The organism is Paenibacillus sp. B2(2019), from assembly GCF_008370385.1.
GTDB lineage: Bacteria > Bacillota > Bacilli > Paenibacillales > Paenibacillaceae > Paenibacillus_AQ.
This window is the reverse complement of sequence record NZ_VTZR01000003.1, coordinates 96587-116693: the sequence shown is the minus strand read 5'-3', so window position 1 is coordinate 116693 and position 20107 is coordinate 96587. Positions and strand designations below refer to the sequence as shown.

The 20107-nt window shown below is 45.6% G+C and carries 18 protein-coding genes and 1 pseudogene; 6 read left to right on the top strand and 13 right to left on the bottom strand.

The features are described from left to right. Window positions 1–151 precede the first annotated feature (151 nt). On the top strand, window positions 152–1192 hold the full coding sequence (locus PAENI_RS06130) for an alpha/beta hydrolase (RefSeq protein ID WP_076285877.1): 1041 nt from the start codon (window positions 152–154) through the stop codon (window positions 1190–1192). Between the two features lie 188 nt (window positions 1193–1380). Then, on the top strand, window positions 1381–2559 hold the full coding sequence (locus PAENI_RS06125) for a Fe-Mn family superoxide dismutase (RefSeq protein ID WP_149644660.1): 1179 nt from the start codon (window positions 1381–1383) through the stop codon (window positions 2557–2559). Between the two features lie 121 nt (window positions 2560–2680). Here PAENI_RS06125 and folE read toward each other — a convergent pair whose 3' ends face one another. The 5 genes and pseudogenes from folE to PAENI_RS06100 form a co-directional block, all read right to left on the bottom strand. Continuing rightward, the gene (gene folE / locus PAENI_RS06120) at window positions 2681–3274 is read right to left on the bottom strand and encodes a GTP cyclohydrolase I FolE (RefSeq protein ID WP_076285879.1); all 594 of its coding nucleotides are present in this window, start codon (window positions 3272–3274) and stop codon (window positions 2681–2683) included. 45 nt (window positions 3275–3319) lie between these two features. Continuing rightward, window positions 3320–3571 carry a YneF family protein gene (locus PAENI_RS06115; RefSeq protein ID WP_042123938.1) on the bottom strand — a complete coding sequence of 84 codons (252 nt, stop codon included), beginning with the start codon at window positions 3569–3571 and terminating at the stop codon, window positions 3320–3322. A 130-nt stretch (window positions 3572–3701) separates the two neighbouring features. Further along, window positions 3702–4898: pseudogene (queG, locus tag PAENI_RS06110) on the bottom strand (tRNA epoxyqueuosine(34) reductase QueG); the annotation flags it as partial. 36 nt (window positions 4899–4934) lie between these two features. Further along, window positions 4935–5543, bottom strand: coding sequence for a signal peptidase I (lepB, locus tag PAENI_RS06105; RefSeq protein ID WP_076285881.1), 609 nt, complete (start codon window positions 5541–5543; stop codon window positions 4935–4937). 190 nt (window positions 5544–5733) lie between these two features. Beyond that, a complete protein-coding gene (locus PAENI_RS06100; protein WP_036676822.1) occupies window positions 5734–6153 on the bottom strand; it encodes a GNAT family N-acetyltransferase in 420 nt (139 codons plus the stop codon). A gap of 479 nt (window positions 6154–6632) precedes the next feature. Between PAENI_RS06100 and PAENI_RS06095 the strand changes: the two genes are divergently transcribed. Next, on the top strand, window positions 6633–7241 hold the full coding sequence (locus PAENI_RS06095) for a superoxide dismutase (protein WP_149644659.1): 609 nt from the start codon (window positions 6633–6635) through the stop codon (window positions 7239–7241). Window positions 7242–8027: 786 nt separating this feature from the next. Here PAENI_RS06095 and mutY read toward each other — a convergent pair. Next, on the bottom strand, window positions 8028–9347 hold the full coding sequence (gene mutY, locus PAENI_RS06090; RefSeq protein ID WP_149644658.1) for an A/G-specific adenine glycosylase: 1320 nt from the start codon (window positions 9345–9347) through the stop codon (window positions 8028–8030). A 37-nt stretch (window positions 9348–9384) separates the two neighbouring features. Further along, entirely contained in the window at window positions 9385–9783 is a 399-nt protein-coding gene (acpS, locus tag PAENI_RS06085) for a holo-ACP synthase (protein ID WP_076300164.1), read from the bottom strand. A gap of 207 nt (window positions 9784–9990) precedes the next feature. On the opposite strand from acpS, the gene PAENI_RS06080 reads away from it, so the two are divergent. Next, a complete protein-coding gene (locus PAENI_RS06080; protein ID WP_149644657.1) occupies window positions 9991–10812 on the top strand; it encodes an alpha/beta hydrolase in 822 nt (273 codons plus the stop codon). A gap of 86 nt (window positions 10813–10898) precedes the next feature. Here the strand turns inward: PAENI_RS06080 and nadE are convergent, their stop codons facing one another. The 3 genes from nadE to PAENI_RS06065 form a co-directional block, all read right to left on the bottom strand. Continuing rightward, window positions 10899–11708 (bottom strand): ammonia-dependent NAD(+) synthetase, encoded by an 810-nt coding sequence (gene nadE / locus PAENI_RS06075; protein WP_042184646.1) that lies wholly within the window; start codon window positions 11706–11708, stop codon window positions 10899–10901. A gap of 168 nt (window positions 11709–11876) precedes the next feature. Beyond that, window positions 11877–12311, bottom strand: a complete 435-nt coding sequence (locus tag PAENI_RS06070; protein WP_042184644.1) for a BrxA/BrxB family bacilliredoxin — start codon at window positions 12309–12311, stop codon at window positions 11877–11879. Between the two features lie 116 nt (window positions 12312–12427). Beyond that, window positions 12428–14050 (bottom strand): two-component system sensor histidine kinase NtrB, encoded by a 1623-nt coding sequence (locus tag PAENI_RS06065; protein WP_149644656.1) that lies wholly within the window; start codon window positions 14048–14050, stop codon window positions 12428–12430. A gap of 277 nt (window positions 14051–14327) precedes the next feature. On the opposite strand from PAENI_RS06065, the gene PAENI_RS06060 reads away from it, so the two are divergent. Then, complete coding sequence (locus PAENI_RS06060) at window positions 14328–15596, top strand: BaiN/RdsA family NAD(P)/FAD-dependent oxidoreductase (protein WP_149644655.1); 1269 nt, start codon at window positions 14328–14330, stop codon at window positions 15594–15596. A gap of 68 nt (window positions 15597–15664) precedes the next feature. Here PAENI_RS06060 and PAENI_RS06055 read toward each other — a convergent pair whose 3' ends face one another. The 3 genes from PAENI_RS06055 to PAENI_RS06045 form a co-directional block, all read right to left on the bottom strand. Beyond that, window positions 15665–16927 (bottom strand): ABC transporter permease, encoded by a 1263-nt coding sequence (locus PAENI_RS06055; protein WP_223178910.1) that lies wholly within the window; start codon window positions 16925–16927, stop codon window positions 15665–15667. Next, the gene (locus PAENI_RS06050; protein ID WP_042184638.1) at window positions 16924–17664 is read right to left on the bottom strand and encodes an ABC transporter ATP-binding protein; all 741 of its coding nucleotides are present in this window, start codon (window positions 17662–17664) and stop codon (window positions 16924–16926) included. Before PAENI_RS06050 ends, PAENI_RS06055 begins: the two co-directional genes overlap by 4 nt. Before the next feature lie 201 nt (window positions 17665–17865). Next, on the bottom strand, window positions 17866–19209 hold the full coding sequence (locus tag PAENI_RS06045) for an MFS transporter (protein ID WP_076300162.1): 1344 nt from the start codon (window positions 19207–19209) through the stop codon (window positions 17866–17868). A 343-nt stretch (window positions 19210–19552) separates the two neighbouring features. Here PAENI_RS06045 and PAENI_RS06040 point away from each other — a divergent pair, with 343 nt between their 5' ends. Beyond that, entirely contained in the window at window positions 19553–20020 is a 468-nt protein-coding gene (locus PAENI_RS06040; RefSeq protein ID WP_042123913.1) for a MarR family winged helix-turn-helix transcriptional regulator, read from the top strand. The last annotated feature ends 87 nt before the right edge of the window (window positions 20021–20107 follow it).

Sequence of the window (20107 nt, the reverse complement as noted above, 5' to 3'; positions counted from 1 at the left end):
CTTTACAGTTACATTACAAAACGGTCCAATTCATTGACTTTGTAAGTGCTTCAACTTACGATAAACATATTAAATATACTAATGCTTTAGTATCATTTTCGACAAATTATCCTAGGCACTAGTACTCACATCATACTTAGGAGGGGACCTTATGGATCTGACAACCAGCCGAGCCGGCACGTCAGTCTCCCGTCGTCCTAAACTACCTAAACAGGGCAGTTCATCACGACTATCGCTGCGGATGATCCGTGTTAAGCATATTATCGTTGCATTGCTATTATCTATATTTTTCTTTTTAGCATTTTGTTTTGTCTCGCTCCATGGCTACATCGCTTGGGTACTATCCAATCCAACCGTCGCGCCACTGTACTCCAATCCTATGATGGCCAAAGGCCTCGCCTACGAGGATGTAACCTTCCCAGCTAAGGATGGCAGTCGCATGATGAACGGCTGGTATATTCCAGCCAAGGATGCCACTAAGACTATCGTGTTCAGTCATGGCTATGGTGCCAACCGCGAAGAGTCTTGGGTACCTATGTACGATCTCGCTCACTATGCACACAGTCTGAATTTCAATGTCGTAATGTTTGATTACGGATTTGCTGCCCAAGGTAATAAGGATATTGCAACCGGCGGCAAAAAAGAATCCCAGCAGCTTCTAGGCGCCATTGATTTCGCAAAGGAACGCGGAGCTAAAGAGCTCGTTGTTTGGGGCTTCTCCATGGGTGCTGGCACAGCACTGCAAGCAGGATTAGTATCTGAGGACATCGACGCGATGATTCTGGACAGCACCTTTTTGTTAGAACCAGACACGCTGTATCATAATATCAAGCAGAATATCGATCTGCCGCGCCAGCCTTCCCTGGCGATTATGGAAATGCTGTTCCCGGTGCTGAACGGTACGGGACTAGATCAAATTCCTTATGCAAAGGTTAAATCCAAAGACTATCCTTTCCCTATCCTATTCATGCATGGAACCAAAGACGATAAAGCACCTTATCCTATTGCCGAAGAACTAGCAGCAAATCAGAACAATCCGTTCTCTGATTCCTGGATCATCGAGGGTAGTCATCATGAGCTGTTGTTCCGCGAGCATCCCCGTGAGTATTTGCGGCGGGTCTCCGCTTTCTTAGGGAATGTCCATCTGGCCAAAAATAATAATGGCGATCAGCCGGCGATGGCAAGTAATTAACTAAGCGCTAATAACCATACGAACAGCCTCTTCCAGGGACAGAAAGAAATGTATCCTAGGAAGAGGCTGTTTTCATCCCCAGGAAAGAAAGAAGCCAAAGAGGCACTCTAAGTTTATGTTCTTCATAACCTTCCAAGACCGTTCATATAATGGACTGATAAAGACATATCACGGGAGGTTTTCTTGGCATGCTATATGTATACGGGCCGATGCTGCCAGTACGTATCCTGGAAGAAATCGTATTTTGGAAAACACAAGAGAAGGAGCATACCGAAGTCATCAAAGCGATCGTACCTAAATTAGAGGACCCTTATGTGAAACTCCTCGATGAATGGGCCGTTGTTTTTGGTGCAACTGAGCAGGCGGCACAGCAGCTATTGAATGCTGCCCTTTCCGCTTCTCCTCCGCCACAGGCAGAACTCACTGCGGAAACGGAGAAACTGCTACATATCTCCTGCAATCAATCCCAAGAGTTCGTCCGGCAGCTCTTTGCCATCATGGAGAGTAGCGCAGCGGTCAAAGCCGTCCCCCTTGCAACTACTGTGATTCTGCATATTATTCGCGAAACAGAATACTTCTTAGCCGTACTGCAGACACTCAGCTCGCCCGGAAAGCTTTCACAAGTCATGCGTGATTACACAGAGGATTATGTCGTAAACATCGATACAGACGATACCATGCGGAATGATGGATTCTCTACTTTTACTGACACTGTTCCTGATATCCGCGATAAAAACGACGCGGTACCCATTGGCGGCCATACGCTACCTGCCTTGCCTTACGCCTATAATGCACTAGAACCTTATATTGACGAAAAGACGATGAGAATTCATCACGATAAGCACCATCAAAGTTATGTAGATGGATTAAACAAGGCTGAAGTTAAATTAGCAGATTCCCGTAAGAACGGTGACTTCGATCTCGTTAAACATTGGGAGAGAGAATTAGCCTTTAATGGTGCAGGCCACTATCTTCACACGATCTTTTGGAACGTGATGTCTCCGCAAGGTGGGGGCCGCCCAACAGGTGCTTTACTAGAAGCTATAGAACAAAGCTTTGGAAGCTATGACAGCTTCAAGAAACAGTTCACCGAAGCTGCGAATAAAGTAGAAGGTGGCGGCTGGGCCATTCTAGTCTGGAGCCCACGTAGCCATAGACTAGAAATTCTCACTGCGGAAAAACATCAAAATTTATCGCAATGGGACGTTGTTCCGCTCTTGGCCTTGGATGTATGGGAACATGCCTACTATCTGAAACATCAGAATAATCGTGCGGATTATATTAACGATTGGTGGAAGGTCGTCAACTGGCCATATGTGTCAGAGCGTTATGCCGCTGCCAGTAAACTGGCATGGAAGCCTTACTGATCTCTTACCACTTCGTAGAAGACATCACTTCTATTCGCTTATATTGACCCAAAAGGACCCATCGTTCACAAAAAGTGAATGATGGGTCCTTCTAATTTCGAGGCATAGACACCTCTATATACTATTCTTTAATCAAGTTCAGAAACTCCGCACGAGCGGCGGCATCCTCCCGGAAGACCCCTCTAGTAGACATGGTTACCGTCTTACTCCCTGGCTTCTTCACTCCACGTGCGCACATACAAAGGTGTTCACCTTCCACAACGACCATAACGCCATGAGGGCTTAGTACCTCCGTCATAATATCCGCAATTTGCGTCGTAATGCGCTCTTGAACCTGCAAACGCCGACTCACTGCTTCAACTAGGCGAGCTAATTTGCTGAGTCCAGCAATCCGTCCGCTCGGAATGTATCCAATATGCACTTTACCGAAGAAAGGAGCCATGTGATGCTCACATTGGCTGTAATAGACGATATCCTTCACGATCACTAGCTCTTCATGAGACTCATCAAAAGTAACACCGAGCGCCTCGCGGGGATCTATCGAATAACCGCCGAATATCTCCTCGTACATCCGCGTAACACGTGCTGGTGTTTCAAGCAGTCCCTCGCGGCCGGTATCTTCACCGATTAATTCTAATATTTTCTCAACGTGATACTCGATTTGCTCACGGTTCTCTGATACTTTACCGTTCACGTATTCATTGATGTTCCCCATGATGTCTCCCCCTTCCGCACCCGTATAATTTCTATCCGGACCCGGTTACTTACTTCTACGTTTATTCCCTTTAGCTGCTCCTGGTCGGGCGCCTGTCTGGTTCTGATTCTTCATCATCTGTTGGGCACGTTGCATTTGTTTCCCATTCAGGTTATAACCCATTTGTTTCGCAACCTTTTGCAGCATTTCAGGATCATTCTGCATAGTTGTCATTTGTCTGCGCAGATAATACACACCGATAAAAAATCCACCGATGAGACCTACGACCAATGTAATAATAGGTAATGCGATATTCATCTAAAGCCCACCTCTACACTCTATTGTCTGCATCGCCATATGGCGCGCGAATCTATCATAGCATTTCGAGAACTGGACAGCAATTGGGAATATGCAACCTGTCTATGATCTTTTTCCTTCATTAAACATCGCTGTCCTCTCGTGCCTGCTTCGCAGTAAGGAGCACATCCTGTGCCCGGCTCAGCATTTCTTTTACCGTATCATGCTCTTCGCGCTCTAAAGCCGATTCAACAGCAGCTAGAGCCTCCTCACCACCGATGCGTCCCAGCGCCCAAGCAGCAGTGCCTCGCATCTCAGGCCGCGACTCTTTCAGAACAATTTCTGTTAGCTTTGGCACCGCTTCTACTTCCTTGAAATTACCGAGAGCGATGATCGCATTTCGTTGCATCGGCTTTTTGCCTCTCCAGGCAGCAGAGCTATTTCCGAATCTCTCTTTGAATTCACGGTTGCTAAGATCCAGGATTGGCATTAACAATGGCTTCACGATCTCAGGATCAGGCAGCATCTGAGGGCGATGATTCCAGTTCTTCCCTCGATTCTTGGGACATACAATCTGGCAGGTGTCACAGCCGTATAGACGGTTGCCAATCTTGGTCATGTATTCATCACTCAGAAATCCTTTGGTCTGCGTCAGAAAAGAAATACAAGCCTGCGCGTTAAGCTGACCCGGCCCCACCAGTGCACCGGTTGGACAAGCATCAATACACTTGGTACACTCCCCGCAGCCTTCCTCAACAGGCTCATCCGGAGCAAAAGGAATGTTCGTAACCATCTCCCCTAGATAAATCCAAGATCCCCATTTAGGTGAGATGATAGAACAGTTTTTGCCGCTGAAGCCTATCCCCGCTCTTTCCGCTACCGCTCTATCTACCAATACACCGGTATCGACCATACTTTCCAGCACAGCCTCCGGTACACGTTCATGAATAAAGTCCTCTAGCTTACTTAAGGCCTCCCTCAGCACATGATGATAATCCCTGCCCCATGATGCTCGGGCGAGAATACCTCTTCGTGCACCTGGCTCAGACTTCGGAGGATTCTCCATTTTGGAAGGATAGGCCACAGCAATTGAAATAATAGATAAGGGCTTGTCCCCAGAGCTCAGAGCGGGGATTGTCCTTTTATCCAGATCCGGTTCCTCGAAACCAGATTCATATCCTTTGTCTCGGTGGTCTTGCAGAATATTTTTTAAATATAAAAATGGTTCTGCTGTAGTAAACCCGATATCATCAATACCGAGTGACGTCGCAGCCTCCTGAATTTCCGCTTTAAGCTGTGCCCACTTGGAAGGCGGGGGTGCATACGGTGACTGAAATGTATTGTTCATTTCCGCCTTCTCCTTTTCATGTTATCGATATAATTCTTATAACCCTTTCAGTTTAGACAGCGGCCACCAGATATAATCCGCCCTGCCTACAATCATGTCCTGTGGGATGGAGCCGAAATAACGGCTATCTTTGCTTGCTGAAGCATGACGGTTATCTCCCATGACAAAATAGTTTCCGCTCTCCACAGTTAACGCCGCAAAATCCGGGTCTTCAATCTCAGTATCGATATATGGCTCATTCACTATTTTTCCATTCACATATAACTGGTGATCCTTCACTTCTATGATATCTCCAGGTATACCAATGACTCGTTTCACTAAAAAGTCCTTCCGACTAGGCCCCGTGCTAGGATCATGAAGAATGACGACATCCCCGTGTTTTGGGTTTACAAACATCAATGAAAGCTTATTAATAAAGAGCCTCTCACCTTCCACAAGCGTTGGCTGCATAGACTGACCTTTAACCGTTGATATATTGAACACAAAAATATTAAGAACAGACATTACCGCAAAGACAACTACCGCTGTAAGCAACCAATCCTTCAATTCCGCGGCCAAACGACCACCAAAGCCTTTCTTTGATCTGGAGGATCTATGTCTTTGCTTCCGATTACGCATGAACTCTACTTGGGACTCCTGACTCAATATGTCACCTCTTATTCTCAATTATTGATGTCTATACTTGCAGATATTATAACAATAAAAAAGCATATCTCCCAGCCATTAGTAATGGACTTCTGGAAAATACGCTTGAGTATGAATGAAACAGACTATATCATCAACTATAGTTCTATATTTAGTAAATGTTTCCGCTTACGCATCTGAGTGATCAAAATTACCCAACAATGCTCAGCTTCCGGACAGATTTAAAAATTTGATTCTCGCTATATCCCATAGCTTCATACAATGGCAATGCAAAAGAATTATGCTCATCGACGGCTACGTAGATACCACTAACCTTACGAGCTTGAAACCTGGATTCCATAGCCGATACCAGACTTCTACCGACTCCTCTGCGGCGATAATCAGGATGTACAGCAATCCGGAAATAACAACCGTGGTTTTTCTCAATCGTACCAATCAGTGCTCCAACAATTTCTTCTTCATCTTCCGCAACTACAATGAGATCTGAATCCCATGAAAGCTGCCTGGAGAAAGGCTCGATAGTGTTCTCGAAACATTCTTCCGATAATGCTGTTTGCAGCAAATCAGTCACAGGGCTAACGTCGCTTAATTGAAAGGAACGAACGTGCATTCTTTAAAATCTCCCTTGTCTATGGCTTATGAATTTAACAAAAAGAAGGGGTTCCCTTAACATTGAGAAAATAAAAAAAAGCATCAAATACCGAGGAATACCTGCTTTTAAATCTATTAAAGCACACTTTTCTCGTGATATCATCATTTTTCTTTTGAAAGCGCTTAATATCAAGCGTTTACATTTTGGCTGAGATTCATTGTTTCATTATAAGGGTAATTATAAAGAGTTATGTCTATGGGGTGACGGCTCTTTATTTTAACATTTTTAATACAATTGATAATCCTCTTTACACTCCCATCATACTTTATAAACATTTATGTTTGTTTAGTGTTGCATTATTGATCCAGATACTGTTTAATTAAAGTATCCTATTGGGAGATACCCTATAGTACATATCAACAATAAAGAATTTTGACGACAAACCGCCGAAGTTCTTTATCTATACAAATTCTAATATACTCAGGAGGGATTTTTCCATGGCATTTCAATTACCAGCACTACCTTATGCAAACAACGCACTCGAACCACACATCGACGCTTTGACGATGGAAATTCACCATGATAGACACCATAACACATATGTGACTAATCTGAACGCAGCTTTGGAAAAGGCACCTGAATTGCAAAGCAAAAGCATCGAAGAACTTCTTACAGATCTGAACGCTGTACCAGAAGCTATCCGCACTGCTGTTCGTAACAATGGTGGCGGACACGCTAACCACACCTTGTTCTGGGAAGTTATCGGACCAAACGGCGGCGGCGTACCAACTGGCGCACTTGCAGCAGCTATTGATAGTGAACTAGGCGGATTCGAAAAATTCAAAGAAGATTTCGCAGCAGCAGCAACTACTCGTTTCGGCAGTGGCTGGGCTTGGCTAGTTGTTAAAGATGGCAAACTGGCAGTAACAAGCACACCTAACCAAGACAACCCAATCAGCGAAGGCGCTACTCCAATCCTCGGACTTGATGTATGGGAGCACGCTTACTACCTGAACTACCAAAACAAACGCCCTGATTACATCAAAGCGTTCTGGAACGTAGTAAACTGGGAAGAAGTTGGCAAACGTTACGAAAGCTCGAAATAAGAAATTAAATTACGGATAAAGTCATAGCCTTCAAGGCTGTGGATTTACCGTTTAACTAAGTATAAACAAAGAAGGTATCTCCGAGCCGTTATGGCCAAGGGATACCTTCTTTGTGTTTGGGTCGTTTATTTGGGTGGGGTGTGTAGAGAGTTTGTTTGAGACTAATTTCGTTTAGAAGCAGATTTGTTAAAAACAAGGTTCGTTAGAAACAAGGTTCGTTAGAAACAAATAGAATAGATCATTCTCCACGGACATCGCTTTTTTACCCCGCTTGAATGCAGATCAATGAGTGTGGAACGAGACTGCCCTTTATCGTACCGCTGTTGGAAAGACGCCTAAATGAGGCATTCTGCTTCTAATTAGGGAAATCCTCCCTCTAAATCATCCATATTGGAGCATAATACAGGTATTCACCCAAATTAAAGGGAGTTTTTCCCTAAAAAGATCAAAAACAGATCCCCACAGGCAGTTTATAGGGAGGAATTCCCTTTAAACTGACCACGGGGATGAGGTAAGTGATCATATTTAGATGCGTACGCCACTCTCTCTTCACACACAACTTATATATTCAACACATCAAACTGTATCGACGCATTCTACACATCAAAAACATCTACACATTCAACTCGCTCAGCACAATCGACGCATTTAACACATTTCCTACTCCAGAGACTTTGGATGCATCTCTTACTTCATCCACTTCAGCGTACTTTGCTTACTTCAGGCACTTCTCATATATCTGCTGCTTCTCTCACAACTCATTCTTTTGCCACATCGGATAATCTGCTACTTCCCCGACTTCGCCAGCTCTTCCTGCTCATCGAAATAAAGGTTCAGCAGCTTCAAGAAGACATTAGGAAACGCATAATTAGCCATGTCCTCACGACTGATCCAGCGAACAGCTCCGCCATCCTCTGGACTAGCATTACCATCCTCAAATTTCTCGATGGGCACGCTGCTGTCCATCTCTGGGAACAGGCCTGCATCCGCGGTGTAGGCTGCCCGTCCTTCTGCCGCTATTGGCAGCGGAAGGGCGTCCTCCTCCCTGCAGCGATACACCTGCAGGGTCCACACAATATGGCTGAAGATATGCTCAGCAGCCATCCAGTGCTCCTCAGGCCGGGCGGAGATCCCGGCCTGCCGCAGTGACCGGCGCAGCCGGTCCAGCGCCGCGGCCTCCGGCAGCCGCGCGCTCTTAGCGCCGCCTTCCGCTGGCGGCGCCTGCCAGTGCGGCAGCTCCCACATGCGGGCTAACAGCCCGCTTTGTGGCCGCTGCCGGATGAGCACTTGGCCCGCGTGGGCACCGCGGCCCTCGATTAAGGCCGCCAGCCGCTCCTCTGGGCGCGGCGGCTTGGCCTTGGTCTTGACGGGCAGCGAAGTCTCGCAGCCCGCCAGGCGCGCAGCGCAATGCTCCATCACCGGGCAGGTTAAGCAGCTCGGTGATTTCGGGGTGCATACGAGCGCCCCGAGCTCCATAAGCGCCTGATTAAATGAGGCAGCTTCCCCCTCCGGGATCAGCTCAGCCGCCAGGCGCTCCATTTTCACGCGGGTGGGTCCCTTAGCGATATCATCCTCGATGAGGAAGTATCGGGACAACACCCGCATTACATTACCATCTACCGCTGGCTCTGGCCGATTAAACGCGATACTGAGAATAGCCCCTGCTGTGTAAGGACCCACTCCCTTTAAGCTGAACACCGCCTCACGGTCATTCGGCACCTGTCCACCATAAAGCTCCTTTACCTGCTTGGCTGCATGCTGTATATTACGTGCGCGGGAATAATACCCTAAGCCTTCCCAACACTTAAGCACGTCTTCTTCAGGGGCGTCAGCGAGTGACTCTACCGTCGGAAAGCGCTCAATAAAACGATTAAAATAAGGGATTACCGTATCTACCCTTGTCTGCTGCAGCATGATTTCAGAAATCCAAATATAATAAGGATTGCGATGCCTGCGCCATGGCAAATCCCGCTTCTGCCCTTGATACCACTCTAGCAAATGATAACTGAAATATTGCTTGACCTCTCGCAGCTCCTGATCTTGTTTATCTTGTCCTACTCGTCCTTCTTCTCGTTCCTGCAAATCCTGTCGTTCTTGTTGTTTCATTGTAACTCTCCTTGCCCTTCTATAATCACGGTTCAATTCATGAACCTAGCTCCTCCACCACCGCAAAAGCTGAAGCCAAATCACGGCCATGTGTTATCGTAAGATGAATGGTATACTTCTGTCCTTCAGGTAGATCTAGTCTGCTCCAGGCTTCGCATGATAAGGTTACTTCCGGCTTACCTTTACGGTCAGGTAATATCTCAATATCCTGAAAACCAACCACATTACCAATGCCACAACCTAAAGCCTTCACAACGGCTTCCTTGGCAGCAAAGCGCCCGGCTACGAACTCAGCCAACCTTCCACCTCGTTGCTCAGCAAGCTGGTACTCTTGCTCCGTTAGGATGCGCTGGTTGAATTTCTTGCCCTGTCCCCTGCGCATTACCTCTGAGATTCGCTCAATTTCTAACACATCATGTCCGATTCCGTAAATCAAAATTTCACGCTCCTTATGGACGTGTATCCTATACTACTTCAATAATGGTATGATCATTATACAGGTCATTCATTTCAATTTTAAATTATAGTCCTATAAGATTCTTTCTGCTATCTTAAAAGAAAATGGTTTGGAAGTCTATCTAGGCGCCTTCGTGATGGACTTGCTGATTTACTTCATTTATATATAGAGAGAGGGGATTACCCTATGCAGCATCGTAATTTCGAAATACCCGCAGGTGAAGACGCTGTTCTCCGCTGCTCACACTTTCCTGCCCAAGAAGCACCTAAGAGCCTTATCGTTATTGCACACGGCTACAAGGGCTTCAAAGATTGGGGGATGTTTCCTTACATAGCCACTACTCTCAGCCAAGATCATGAAGTGATCACCTTCAACTTCTCTCATGCTGGAATCGGAGAGGATCTGCTGCATTTTACCGAGCTTGAGAAATTCGCCCGCAACACCTTTCGTCGCGAGCTGAAGGACATGGAAATACTGTTGTCCTACCTTAGCCAGCACCCGAAATTCGGCAGCTTACCCTTATTCCTTCTAGGACATAGTCTTGGAGGGGGAATTTGTCTGGTCTACACGCTTGACCATCCCAGTGAAGTTAGCGGGGTCATCTCCTGGAACGGGGTTACGAAGCTCGATTTGTTGACGGAAGAACAAAAGCAGGAGATGAAGCAAACAGGACGAACCCATGTCCTTAATGCACGCACGGGCCAACAAATGCCGCTGGATGCTGTTATTTTAGAAGATATGGAGAACCAACAAGAACGTTATAACATCCTTGAACGCATGAAGACAGCGTCCTTCCCAGTTGTTCTTATTCAAGGCAGTCTGGATGGAGTACACCTCCGGCAAGGATCTGAGCAGCTCATTGAGCTCCGACCCGATATTAACTGGGTTCATATTCCTGAGGGTAATCATACCTTCGGTACTGTGCATCCTTTTTCCGGTACTACCCCACAATTGGAGCTTGCGATTGCTTCGACCACTAATTTTATCGATCAAACGCTGGCTAACTAAGATTCTTGTAGCTTATCCATCTCACAAAAAACCGCCACGAGAGCTGCTACAACGCAGACCCGTGGCGGTTTCTACTTCTACCTATTCTAAATTCCAGGAATGACATTGCGCTTATGCGCCGTTCTCCGGTAATAATTCTCGAGTTTCTCCGCTACCTCAGGGTTAACCTGTTTGCCTTCCAAATAATCGCTATTATCGTCATAAGTAATGCCCAGCTCGGTTTCATCCGTCTGCCCCGGCCATAAGCCTGCCGTAGGTGCTTTAGTAACAATATCCGCTGGCACACCAATATGAGCAGCTAATTGACGAACCTGACGTTTGTTAAGTGTGGATAGAGGTGTAATATCTACAGCACCATCCCCCCACTTGGTGTAGAAACCCGTAATGGCTTCTGAAGCATGATCCGTCCCTACTACAATCAGATTGTTCTCAAAAGAGAGCGCATATTGCATAACCATACGTGTTCTCGCTTTAACATTCCCCTTGCCTTGATGGGTCATATGACGATGTTGGCCCAAGGACTTCAGGCTATGCTCAACTTCAAGCGCAATCTCATTTACAGCTTCCTCAATGTTTGTCTCCACGGTATGGGTCAGATTAAAAGCTTTTGCGACATCATAACTGTGCTGGATATCCTCTTGAACACCATATGGCTGGTATACGCCAAGCGTAATATACTCTGTGCCTTCTTGAGCCGACAGCTCGTCCGTAGCCTGCTTACACAGACCCGCAGCTACCGCGCTGTCCACCCCGCCGCTAATGGCGATCAATAATCCTTTGGCACCTGCCTTCAGCACGTACGACTTTAAGAAATCAACCCGTTTGCGTACCTCTGCTTCTACATCAATCGTTGGCTTCACACCAAGATCTGCAATAATTTCTTCCTGTAAACTCACAAACCACACCCCGTTCCATCAGAAATGGTTCCATATCCATCAAAATATCCATACCAAGTGAAGCTCTATGCTTCTAAGTATATTCTATCCCATTATCGCTCTTATATTTTGAAAAATCCCGCAACAGCCGAATTACCGACTAATGCGAGATTATATGGAATAACTTTTTTACTTGCAAAAACGATCAAAAACTTCTTTCAACTCAGCAGCAATTTCAGCAGCCGAACGATTCTCAACACTATGGCGTTCAATAAAATGAACGAGCTCTCCATCCTTCATCAATGCGATGGAAGGGGAAGATGGCGGATAAGGAGCAAAATATTCACGCGCTTTAGCAGTAGCTTCTTTCTCTTGACCTGCAAACACTGTGAACAAGTGATCCGGAGCGATCTCATTTTGCAATGCCTGAGCTACACCAGGACGGCATTGTCCAGCGGCACAACCACAGACCGAATTCACGACTACAAGCGCCGTACCTTTTGCGGTAGGAAGAGTGGCTTCCACCTCTTCTGGAGTCATAAGCTCCTGAAACCCAATGCTTGTAAGGTCATCACGCATAGGCTGAATCGAATCTCTCATATATTGATTAAAAGACATGGACATTTCTCTGCACTCTCCTTCACTGATTACTGTTTTGTCAGATAACATTACAGCAGTACTTACTAACTTTATTATACATTCATACTCTGTGAAAGCAAGAGATGCTACAGTAACCTGATTCAATCCGCAAGCATGGCTTCGCTATATTCTTCCTTTACTAAAGGGAATGAGATGGTAAATACTGTACCCTCTCCTTCTACAGAATCTACAGTTATTTTACCGTTATGCCGTTCCACAATACTGAGACACAAGGATAACCCTAGACCCGTTCCCTCCCTTTTTGTTGTGAAGAACGGGGAAAACAACTTCTCTCGTTGACTGTCCGACATACCGATTCCCCTATCCCTTACAATCAGCTCCACTTGTTCCTGAGTACTATGTGTTTCCAGTGTCAGAATCCCCTTGGATCCCATAGCCTCCATGCCGTTTCGGCCTAAATTAAGGATAAGCTGCTTGATTTCCCGAACGTTTAACTCCAATTCATGGATGGATGCGTTCAGCTTTAGCTCAACACTTTGACCACGAAGATTAGCATCCGCCCACAGCAGCGGACTGACTTCTTCTATAACTCGGTGTAATAGCACTTTCTCCTTATCGGATATCCGGCTTTGCGCCAGCGATAGAAAATCATTAATAATGCTATTCGCCCGATCCAGCTCCTCTAATACGATCTGATAATAAGAATCCAAATCATCCGAGCTCTTTTCTCTCATTAGCTGTAAAAATCCGCGAACTACCGCCATAGGATTACGAATCTCATGGGTAATTCCGGCAGCCATCTGCCCTACTAAGCTCAAACGTTCCACATGATCCAGCTCTGAGCGGAGTTTCACTTCATCCGTAATATCCTGTGCAATGAGTACCACTCCACTCGTTAATCCTGAGTTCTTATGCATTAGTGGTGCTGAATAAATTTGATAGATCCGCGTTCCATGAATCATTCGCTCATGGGAACGCCGTTTATGCTGAATGTTATCCCGTACCCTCATATATGCATCAACATCCGCTGAACCATTAAAAAATTCCCTAACCGGCTTGCCAATTATATCTTCCCTTCTCAAATTGGGATAATGAATTCGTGTCATTCCCAACATACAATCATTGAGGTCGGTCACAACTCCGTGATCATCCAGGGACATAATACTCAGAGGTACTACATTTGTAATCTGCTGCAGCTTCTCTGACTCCCACTGGAAATTATCACTTATACTTTCCATATGTACTTTAGCCCGCCAACTACTCCAGACCATTTCAACAAAATAAACAAAAATACCGCCTAGTGCGATGCTGAAAAATAGATACAAAGTAATCAAAAGTGACTCGCCAGAATGAGCCTCATATATATTTTTCCCACCTATAATAGGCACAAGTGCAATGAACAACATATTCGGACAAAGAACCATCCATAACATACCTATCTTCTCTACCACTGTGCCTTTCTTAAAAGGCTTAGCTAGCCCAAACAGCAACGGATATAATAATATTCCTGAATTTAATATCATATTACTTATTCCTGCTGGCTCTGCAATGAATATATTACAGACAAGCAAAAAGATGGACAGCAGAATGCCTGAACGTACAGTTCCATATAAAATACCGATATAAGCAGGAATCATTCCTAAATTCAAATAAGCAATACCGAATAAAGTCGTCGAAAGAATAGAGCATAGCATAAGACTTAACGCACACGCCAAAACCAAAAAAGTTTGATTATCCGGGAAACTACCTTTTTTTCGAGCCACAAGCCCTCGGTCCACCCACCACTGAATCAGAAAAAGAAAGGAGCATGCTGCCGATATTTGCAATAATATATCCTTAATTGCGCCAATAATTACAATCACACCCCAAAATGGACAAATTCCCCTACATGACTAGATTAAAGCACAGGATTACTCTCCTGACAACGATTATAACCAAGTGAGCGGACAAGACTGGTTACATGACAGTCAGAATGGTATGATTCCGTTAGGAAAACACGAAGTAATACCCGTGTCTTAACATGTAAAGGAGTAAAATTTCATGAGCAACTTCGATGTGATCGTCATAGGTGGCGGCCCTTCGGGATTAATGGCAAGCGTGGCCGCAGCAGAACACGGGGCATCCGTACTACTGATCGACAAGGGAGCTAAGCTAGGACGAAAGCTCGGGATATCTGGTGGCGGACGCTGCAATGTAACGAACGTCAAGGAGAAAGATGAGTTAATCTCCCATATCCCGGGAAACGGGCGGTTTTTGTATAGCGCCTTCGACCATTTTAATAATCAAGATATCATTGCCTTTTTTGAAGGCTTAGGCATTGCATTAAAGGAAGAAGACAACGGACGGATGTTTCCCGTCTCCGATAAGGCCTCCAGCGTCGTCTCCGCCTTAATCAACAAAGTACGGGGTCTAGGTGTGCAGATTATGACGGACAGTCCTGTTTCACGTGTAATATATGGAGAAGGGGCTGTTAAAGGCGTTCAGCTAGGCTCGGGCAAAACGATTTCCAGTGCTGCCGTAATCATCGCCACCGGAGGAAAGTCCGTTCCTCAGACCGGTTCTACTGGAGATGGGTACCCATGGGCTGAAGCCGCAGGCCACACCATTACTGAGCTATTTCCGACAGAGGTACCGATTATTTCACGGGAAGAGTGGATTAAATCCGGTGAGCTGCAAGGATTGTCACTACGCGATGTGGCACTTACTGTATGGAATCCAAAAGGAAAGAAGGTCATTTCTCATCGCGGAGATATGATCTTCACCCATTTTGGATTATCCGGGCCAATTGCACTGCGCTGCAGCCAATTTCTGAGACAGGTCCAGCGTAAATCAGGGAATGACACGGTTGAGATGTCCATCGATCTCTTCCCTGATCTGAACTTGCAAGAAGTGGAATCATCGCTGCAGGACAAGCTGGACCAGGAGCCAAAGAAAGCGATCCGCAATTCACTAAAGGGGCTGCTGCCAGAACGTCTCATTCCCCTCTTGTTAGCTAAAGCTGACCTGGATGGAGATATTACGGGTCATCATGTATCCAAGAATGGATTGCATGCGCTAGCAGGTATCTTGAAAAGGATGCCCGTTAATGTTCATGGTACCCGATCCCTGTCCGAAGCCTTTGTTACGGGCGGCGGCGTAAATCTGAAAGAGATCGATCCCAAAAGAATGGAATCTAAGCTTATGCAAGGGTTATTCTTCTGTGGAGAGGTACTCGATATCCATGGCTACACTGGTGGCTACAATATAACAGCCGCGTTCTCTACTGGATATACAGCAGGCAAACATGCCGCTGACCTTCGCCTTAGTTAATGTGTTGCAACTAAAAACAGCGTGACTTGAGAGGTTTCTCAAGTCACGCTGTTTTTTTTATCTATCTATCAATCTTTGCCCAATCGGAACGTACCAAATATTCTGCTTATAAAGAGTCCAACCATGTATCCAACTGGTACGAACAAGATGATCCCCCACCATCCATATAAAGAGAGACAGATTAGTGCGGAGGTAATCATTGTAAAGGGAAGTAATAAAATAGGGACCGCATGCATACCCGCTTCAGCCTTTTGTTCTTTCGTAAATGGAAGTATCCCGATGTAATCATCCCCAACAAACAAAGACCAGAACGAAAACAGCCAAAAAGTCATAAGCGATGTTAATACTACAAATCCTAGCCATTTAAATCCCGATGGAATGATAAGGATCGCTACCGCAGACACGGCAGTGAAAGCCAAGTAAAGCTTTAAATGGGCCGGATTCCGTACGAGTGCCTTAATCGCTGCCGCAGAGAAACGGCTCTCGGCAGTCTTTGATTTAAGCAAAGGCTGCGACTTCCGGAAAATCCATGGCTTATGGCGAGTCGGGCGAGGTTTATCCAGAACATGGCGGAGCAGTATGGCCGCTATCTTCATTCGCTGCTTGTAGTCCTCGCGCACATCGTTCATAAATGTCCCACGCATCAATAAGCGCCACCGGAAAGCAAATATTGCAACGACTGTAAATACAACCGCACTCAGCAATATGATGAGCGGGCGATCATTCCAAAGGCTAGCTACTCTGAAATAAATAGCGTTCGGGACGGAGATCGCCAGAAATAGCCATAACCAGCGACGCCAACCTTGCTTCTGTACTTTTACAAGATGTCCAAGTAACTTAACACACCAACTGCACGCCAAGGTCAGAGCGAACAGCGCCCATACCTCCGATGACGTCATCTCAAATCCCCGAATCAGAAAAGGCAGTAACAGTGCAAAAGCTACACAGAACTTCAGCGAGGTTACAATCAGGCTGTAGAGCAACCCGCGAAATAGGATCGTATTCATCCATCGTTGCCGTTGTCTAAGAAATAATAGATCGCCTTCCTGCAATAATAGCACCAAGCCCCCGTTGCAGATCAAGAGCACTAATAATGAAGGAATGAGCATAAACGGCAAATTCACACTCCAAGCCGGTAGCGCCTCATTCCAGAACCCGTAATACAAACGCCCTCCCAATAATCCCCCGGGAATAAGAATATATAATAGAACGGTCCAATCAGCCGCCGTACGGATAATAGCGGATTGCTCACGCCAATGAGAGAATAGCCGCCGTCTGAATAGTTGTTTAGCGTTAGAAAAAGCAAACGCCCGCTGTCCCTGCTTACTCATGTTAGTTCGTCGAAGCAATCAAACAACGACGCCTCCGGCAGTCCAGCATAATCACGTATATCTTCGAGTGTTCCTGAGGCGGCAACCTTTCCCCCGGAGATCAATACGAAATCATCGCATATCTTCTCTGCTGTATCCAGTACATGCGTAGACATTAGTACACCAGCTCCGCGCTTCCGCTCCGCTTCTAGCAGCCGCAGGAAATCTTTAGTGGCGCGAGGATCTAAACCAATAAATGGCTCGTCCACAATATAAACATCCGGCTGTACCAAGAAGCCAAGCATTAGCATCATTTTTTGTTTCATGCCCTTAGAGAATCCAGCTGGAAGATCATTGCGCACATGGCCCATACCAAACTGCTTCAACAGTCTTTCTGCAGTTTCTTCGAACTGTTCGTACTTCAGTCCATAGGCAGCGGCCGCTAAATCCAAGTGCTCCCACAATGTCAAATCCTCATAAAACACAGGTTGCTCCGGTACATAAGCGTAAGATTTATTAACTCCACTAAAAGACACCTTAGCCTTGGTATTCTTCAACAAACCAAGCAGGGTCTTAATGGTTGTACTTTTCCCAGCACCATTAGGTCCGATCAGTCCGAGCAGTTGACCTCGCTTCACTTGAAAAGAAATATCGAATATGCAAGGATCTCCCGCTTCATAGCCAGCTTCATCGATCTCAACATCGAGCACAATGTCGTCATAGCTCTCGGTATCCACTGTAGTTTCTTCTTTTTCCATACTCTCCATCTCCTAGTACTTCTAATAAATACTATTATAAATTGCATTCCCTATTGCGTATATGAATGATATTCAAATGATCAACAGAGGCAATCGCAACTTATCTAATCGTACTATATATTTTTCCTGAAAATAATCAAGCTGCTTTTTTCACAATAATAACTTAAGCCCTGCGCAATAGCGAATAAAAGAAACCTCCCATCAAAGGGAGGTCTGTCCTACAAGGTCCATGTTATTCGTAGCAGCTATTCCTTCCTGCTTCTTGATCGCCGCTTCATCCCTGCGCTCGATTTTACCACGCAGCATTAACAGCCCTAGTCCTAGCAATCCTGTAAGCAAACCAGATAGAATAAAGGCAGATACCGGCCCCGATGCTGTCACTAAGGCTCCACCGGCTACAGGTCCTAGAATAACAGCTGCGCTTGTCAGGCTGCCTATGGTTCCAAATACACGACCGGTGTATTCCGCAGGTGTCCGCTGCTGGAGCATTGAATTGAAGGGGATAAACGCTAGTCCTGCACCCACACCAGCAAACATGAAGGACCCAAACAAAGCAATGTTCATCCAGATTCCGGCTTGACCATGAGCAGTTACGATCCCTGCACTTGAGAAGACAATGCCCATGATTATAGCCCCTAATCCCATAAAAATAAGTGGATGCTTACCACTGCCTAATCGGCTTACAAGCAGCGCAGATAGCAAGGTTCCAAAGCCACTGGCTGCTACACACCACCCCAGCAGATCTCCGTTCACACCTGGAATCTCCCGGAATAACGTTACAATCTGAGAGTCTCCGATCTGTAGCATTAGCAGCACCAGTACCAGCATAACAATGCCACACAGTACTACAGGCATTCCTGCAATCACATGCAGACCTGCCGACATTTCTTGGCGGAAGGAGTTACGCACCTCCGTATCCCCCCTGCTTGTTTCCGTATCTTTCTTCTTAATCGCAGCTGTACGCGGTAATCCAAGCAAAATAATCGCCGATAAAACGAACGTAGCAGAATCGATCATATAACAAACAGATATGCCGAAGGCTGCAACTAGCAATCCACCAAGAGCTGGACCCACAATTTTAGTTATCTGCTCTATAGATGAGCTAAGCGCCATTGCTTTATCCATCTGAGCCGCAGGAACAAGTTCCTTAATCTTTCCGCTTTTGGCCGGAGAGAACAACACATCCATACATCCCTTAGCCAGCAGGAGCACATAAACCTGCCACAGCGAGCCTGCAAATACCAAGCAAATAACAACCGCTGCACGGGCTATATCCGAACCAATCATTAGTGCCTTGCGGTTAAATCTATCACTTAAGTAACCTGCAAACGGTCCTCCTAAGAGCAAAGGCACTGCCATACATAAAGATATAGCCGTAATTTCCCACGGTGTGGCATTCCATTTAAACCCTACCATTGTCAGTAGCGCTAGTATATGCAACCAGTCTCCTACATTCGATACAAGCTGTGCCGCAATAAGCAGCATGAATGGTTTATTTGCGGTTAGCTTACTTTCTTTTAAATCATCAATATGATGTTCCTCCATCCTTCCTTCACTCCCCGTTACTATTTCTCAATGAAATAATAGTAAAATATTGGGGATTGTCATTCATCCGTCTGGAGGCGTAAATAACACTGAACCGGGGGATGAAATTGATCTCCTTTCAGAGACTGAAGTAAAAAAACATTCAATTTCAGCATCTTCAAAAAATTGTTTGATTTTTAATAATTAAAAGTTGCTCATTGTGACAAATCACATGTTCTTCATTCGATCTTTCACGTATTCTATTGTTATCTCAAAGTTCGTTGCACAGGTAAACCGTGCACTAATTAATATGATTACAGACGTGCGACGAGTTCACATGATTAACGATAGAGGGTGGAGAAGCATGATACAATCTTATGAACGTGATACACAATTAACACTACATTTGTACCGGGTATTTGCCAAATCATTCAAGAGTATTAATGAGCATGCTGTTACCGGCAGCAAAATTGAAGGTTTTAACCCTACTGCCTTTGCCGTCATGGAAGTGTTGTACTATAAGGGACCACAGCCCATTCAACAAATTGGTGCCAAACTACTGCTACAGAGCGGCAACGTGACTTACGTTATCGACAAGCTCGAAGAACGCGGCTATTTGCAACGCAAGCCTTGTCCAAGTGATCGTCGTGTGATTTTCGCAGAGTTGACCGCGGAAGGCGAACGTCTCATGAATGAGATGTATCCGAAATACTCAGAGCGTCTTCATCTTGCTTTCAGCGGACTGAATGATGAAGAGAAGGAACAAATGATCACTCTGCTCAAGAAGATGGGTCTGCAAGCTGAGAAGCTTTCCCCTCTTCCCCGTAAGTAGAGCTAGAGGCTAGGCTGCTTTTTACTTCATATGTGTTAGACAAGCTGTTATTGCACGAAGAAGCCCGACCGGTAAATACCCGGTCGG